The sequence below is a fragment of the Adlercreutzia shanghongiae genome (assembly GCF_035830635.1).
GTDB lineage: Bacteria > Actinomycetota > Coriobacteriia > Coriobacteriales > Eggerthellaceae > Adlercreutzia > Adlercreutzia shanghongiae.
In genome coordinates this window covers 1-4,632 of sequence record NZ_JAYMFI010000004.1, presented here as the reverse complement: position 1 = coordinate 4,632, position 4,632 = coordinate 1, and the positions used below count along the sequence as shown (strand labels likewise).

5 protein-coding genes are annotated in these 4,632 nt (G+C 64.4%); 4 read left to right on the top strand and 1 reads right to left on the bottom strand.

The annotated features are described in order from the left end of the window. Nucleotides 1-938, top strand: a 938-nt coding sequence (locus VJ923_RS03765; protein WP_326438708.1) for a Fic family protein, incomplete at its 5' end; no start/stop codon positions are given. A gap of 82 nt (nt 939-1,020) precedes the next feature. Here VJ923_RS03765 and VJ923_RS03760 read toward each other — a convergent pair. After that, nucleotides 1,021-1,590: an NAD(P)H-dependent oxidoreductase gene (locus VJ923_RS03760; RefSeq protein ID WP_326438706.1), complete on the bottom strand. Its 570-nt coding sequence runs from the start codon at nt 1,588-1,590 to the stop codon at nt 1,021-1,023. A gap of 109 nt (nt 1,591-1,699) precedes the next feature. Here VJ923_RS03760 and VJ923_RS03755 point away from each other — a divergent pair, with 109 nt between their 5' ends. The 3 genes from VJ923_RS03755 to VJ923_RS03745 all read left to right on the top strand — a co-directional run bounded on the left by VJ923_RS03755 (nt 1,700) and on the right by VJ923_RS03745 (nt 4,618). Continuing rightward, on the top strand, nt 1,700-2,902 hold the full coding sequence (locus VJ923_RS03755) for a HipA domain-containing protein (RefSeq protein WP_326438704.1): 1,203 nt from the start codon (nt 1,700-1,702) through the stop codon (nt 2,900-2,902). A gap of 11 nt (nt 2,903-2,913) precedes the next feature. Further along, nucleotides 2,914-4,086, top strand: a complete 1,173-nt coding sequence (locus tag VJ923_RS03750) for an iron-containing alcohol dehydrogenase (RefSeq protein WP_326438702.1) — start codon at nt 2,914-2,916, stop codon at nt 4,084-4,086. Nucleotides 4,087-4,252: 166 nt separating this feature from the next. Continuing rightward, complete coding sequence (locus VJ923_RS03745; RefSeq protein WP_326438700.1) at nt 4,253-4,618, top strand: DUF488 domain-containing protein; 366 nt, start codon at nt 4,253-4,255, stop codon at nt 4,616-4,618. Nucleotides 4,619-4,632 lie beyond the last annotated feature (14 nt).

Sequence of the window (4,632 nt, the reverse complement as noted above, 5' to 3'; positions counted from 1 at the left end):
GGCGGCGGCAGCGCAGGCCCATCGCGAGTCTCGAGGCCTTGCGTTCCTACGAGGAGGACTTTCTCGTGCGCATGGCCTACAACTCGAACGCCATCGAGGGATCGACTCTCACGCTCGCGGAAACGGAAATCATCTACGAAGGCGAGTTCGTCCCCGGCAAGCCCGGCCGCGAGCAGATAGCGGCACGCGGCATTTTCGAAGGCCACGACTTTCTCTCGCGTTGTAGCGCCGAGAAGCATCCTTTCGACAAGAACCTTATCCTAGATATCCACGAGCGATGCGCTCTCGACCTTCAGCCCGCCGCCCGCGGCATCTACCGCAATGCGCCGGCCATCATACGGGCATCGCGGACAACCCCCACCTCTCCTTTACGCATCCGCGAGGAAGTGGACGATCTGCTCTTCCACTTCAATCGCCTGATTCAGGAGGGCAGCCCCCTTCTGGCCTGTGCGTGGTTCCATGCCGCCTTCGAGGCCATCCACCCCTTCGCCGACGGCAACGGGCGCACAGGACGCTTGCTGCTGAACGCCCAGCTAGAGTCTTTCAAACTCGCCCCGGTCGCCATCAAGGCATCCCACGCCCTGGAGTACAAGGAGTCCCTGGAGCGCTGGCAGGCCGACGGCGACGATGCCCCGTTCGTGCACCTGCTGCTCGCCTGCGAAACCGAAGAGCTCGAGAAGCGCCTGCAGTTCCTCGCGCAGTTTCCTACAGACGCGAAAAGCCGTGCACCTCTCGATGAGCGCGTTCTCGAGTTGCTGCAGGCAAATCCTTCCTCGTCGGCACGCGAACTCGCGGACTCGCTGGACGTGTCCACGCGCCACATCCAGCGCATCATGAAGCAGCTCCAGGAAGATGGCAAGCTTCACCACACCGGCCCCCGCAAAGGCGGCCGCTGGGAGGTCGTCGGCGATCTCACCCCCGATCTGCCCCTAGCTTAGCCGCCGTATGGCCTCATTGAACGAGGCGGTACTCAACGTGGCGTGCCGCAGCATCGCCACACGCACATGAGGGCCTGAAGCCCTACCGCGTCGCCTTCAGCTGGGCGAGCACCTTGCGGGCTTCGTTCAGGTTCGCCTCGATGTCGGCGCCGACCACGTCCAGGTTCTCGGCGGCTGCAAAGCGGGTCTCGGGAATGCCGAACATACCGGCAATGCCGCAGAGGTACTCATAGCCGTAGTTCATGGACTCCACCGCGCCGCCGCCCGTGGTGATATAGGTGAGGTGCTTCGCGCGGCACAGGCCCTCGCAGCGGCCCTCCTCGGTGTAGTGGAAGGTAACGCCCATGACCGCCGCGTGCTCGATGTACACCTTCAGCGCCGCCGGGAACGACAGGTCCCAGTAGGGCGCGCCGATGACGATCTCGTCGGCCTCGGCGAAGTCCTTCCCGATGTCGAACATGGGATCGTCGAACAGGCCCTTCGCCTCCAGCTGGGCGCGGTAGGCAGCCGAATCGCCGTAGTAGGGCTCCAGGCGCAGCTCGGACAGGTTCACTTCCTTCACGTCCTCGATGCCTTCCAGATACTCGCGGCACAGCGTGAGGGTGCGGGACTCGTCGCCTCGCAGGCACGCATTCACAAACAGGACCGTCATGGCGCTCCTCCTTTTCCGAAATCTCCCCCATTGTAGCGCCGCGGGGCAGAGCCGCCTCCCTTATAATGGGAGAACATCGCGTGGAAGGACTGCGGAAGGCGGTGAGTCGGTGACGGTTGCCCATTACACGCTCATGAACAAGAACACGCCCGTGCTGTCGTTCGATTACGACCTGGACGACCACAAGGCCGTGCGCATTCGCGAGGTGCTCGCGCTCGAAGCGGCGCCTTTCGGCCTTACCGACCGCCACGGCGACATCTCGAAGGCCGAGCTGAACTACTGGTGGCGTCACCGCGCCATTCCCGCTTCTCGCGCGCAGATCAAGCGTCTTCTGGAGAACCTGCAGCTGGAAAGTACGCTCGTGCTAGCCGAGAAAAGCTTCGGGCTGTCGCTTTCCGACCGCTATTGGCTGAACGACGAGGACGACCCCAAGTCGTGGGACGCCATCAACTTCTTCGACAACGACTTCACCGACGACCTGGGGTTTCTCACCCTCGGCCAGGACTCGGCAGGGTCTTCCCCCGACGCGCCCGACTACCGCACGGTGAGTCTGTCCTCCCCCAACAGCACCCTGGGCGGCGATTTGCTGAAGAAGTGGAAAATCATAGGCGGCGAGCGGGTGCTGCTGAAGTCGGGTGTGGGCGCCTTCAACCAGGAGCCCTACAACGAGGTGGCCGCTACGGCGCTGCATCGTCGGCTCATGGAACCCGGTGAGTTCGTCTCCTATTGGCTTGTCGAAGATCAGCGACGCACCTACTCCGCCTGCCCGAACCTGCTGGGGCCCGACGAGGAGCTCGCGGCCGCCTGGGATGTCATCCGCAACGTGAAACAGCCGAACAACTTGTCCGACCTGAGCTTCTACGTGAAGCGCCTGGAAGATCTGGGGCTTGACGCCGATGCCGTCATGACCTCGCTGGCCAAGATGTTCGCCGGCGATTTCGTGCTGGCCAACCGCGACCGCCACTACCGCAACTTCGGCATCATCCGCAACGTGGAGACACTCGAGGTGACGGGCATCGCGCCGGTGTTCGACTCCGGCTCGTGTCTGTGGTCGAACGCGGAGCTTCTGGAAGTTCCCGGCGACTTTTTGTACATGGCCAAGCCCTTCAAGATGAACGGCATGAAACCGGACGCGCAGTTGCGCCTGTTCGAGGGCTACTTCGACTGGTACGACCCCGCCATGCTGGACGGTTACGCCGAAGAGATGGCCGCCATCCTCGCGAAGAACCCCAACATCCCCGAGCGCCGCATCGCCACCATCGTCGATGCCGTGCGCAAGAAGATAGAGCTGCTCGATCGCATCGCACGGTAGAAAGGACCTCCATGGAAAACTTCGAATTCGTCTCCCCCACCCACTTCGTGTTCGGCCGCGGTGCGGAAGAACAGGTGGGCGCCAAGCTGGCCGAGGTCGGCGCCAAGTGCGTGCTCGTGCATTTCGGCGGCGAGAGCGCGCGGCGTTCGGGGCTCATCGACCGTGTGGGCGCCTCGCTGGATGCGGCGGGCATCGAGCACATCGAGCTGGGCGGCGTGCGTCCCAACCCCGAGATCACCCTGGTGCGCGAGGGCGTGCGGCTGTGCAAGGAGGGCGACGTGGACTGGATCCTCGCCGTGGGCGGCGGCTCGGTCATCGACTCGGCGAAGGCCATCGCCAACGGCGCCTGCGTGGAATGCGACGTGTGGGAGCTCTTCGAAACCAAGGCGCTCGACCACGACGTGCTGCCCATCGCCGTGGTGCTCACCATTCCGGCCGCCGGCTCCGAGGCCTCTAAGAACACCGTGGTGTCCAACGACGAGCTGGGCCGCAAGACCGGCTACGCCAACAACGCCCAGCGTCCGAAGTTCGCCTTCATGAACCCGGAGCTCACCTTCACCCTGCCGCCCTTCCAGACGGCCGCCGGGCTCACCGACATGTACTGCCACCTGCTCGAGCGCTTCTTCGACGACGTGGGCGCGGTGCCCGTGACCGACAACCTGAACCTGTCGCTCATGAACACCATCCGCGCCGAGGCGCCGCGTGTGCTGGCCGACCCCGACAACTACGATGCCCGCGCGAACATCATGTGGACCGGCATGCTGTGCCATCAGGGACTCGCCGGCGTGGGCCGTCACGAGGACTGGGCCACCCACGGGCTGGAGCACGAGCTGTCGGCCCTGGACCCGGCCATCACCCACGGCGCGGGCCTGGCCGTCATGTTCCCCGCCTGGATGGAATACGTGCATGGCGAGAACCCGGCCCGCTTCGCCTTCTACGGCCAGGCAGTGTTCGGCCTCACCCCCACCGGTGACATGGAGGCCGACGCGCTTTCCGCCATCGACGAGACGCGCGCCTTCTTCGCGAGCCTGGGGATGCCCACCACGCTCGCCGAGCTGGGCGTGGAGGAGACCGACATCCCGAAGATGCTGCCCACCCTCGCCCAGAACAAGGGCGTCCCCTTCGGCAGCTTCAAAAAGCTCACCTTGGAAGACGCCGCGGAAATCTACAAGCTGGCGCTGTAGGCAAGGCAGGGCGGCAGGCTCCGCCGAGCTCTCGACCTGCTCCGAGCAATCAAAAACGCTCTCGCCCGTTACATGGCGAGAGCGTTTTGTTTACAGAGGCGCGTCACGCTCCATCTCCGTCGACCCCGGCACCATAATCAAGACCGCCGAACCAAGGAGGCCTGCCATGGAAATCGTCATCAAGCGCGTGTACGAACCCTACGAGGAAAGCGACGGCTACCGGGTGCTCGTCGATAGGCTCTGGCCGCGCGGACTCACCAAGGAGCGCGTGCACTACGACGAGTGGGCGAAGTTCCTGGCCCCCTCCACCGAGCTGCGCAAGGCCTTCGGCCACGATCCCGCCCACTGGGACCTGTTCCAGCAGAAGTACGTGGCCGAGCTGAACGCGAACCCCGAGGCGCTGGCCTTCGCGAAGAAGATCGCGAGCCCCGCGCTGGCGGCCTACCCGCGCGTCACGCTGCTGTACGCCGCCCGCAACGAAAAGGAGAACGAGGCCGTCGTGCTCGCCCAATGGCTTCCCCAGCACGAGTAGAGAACAGGCAATCC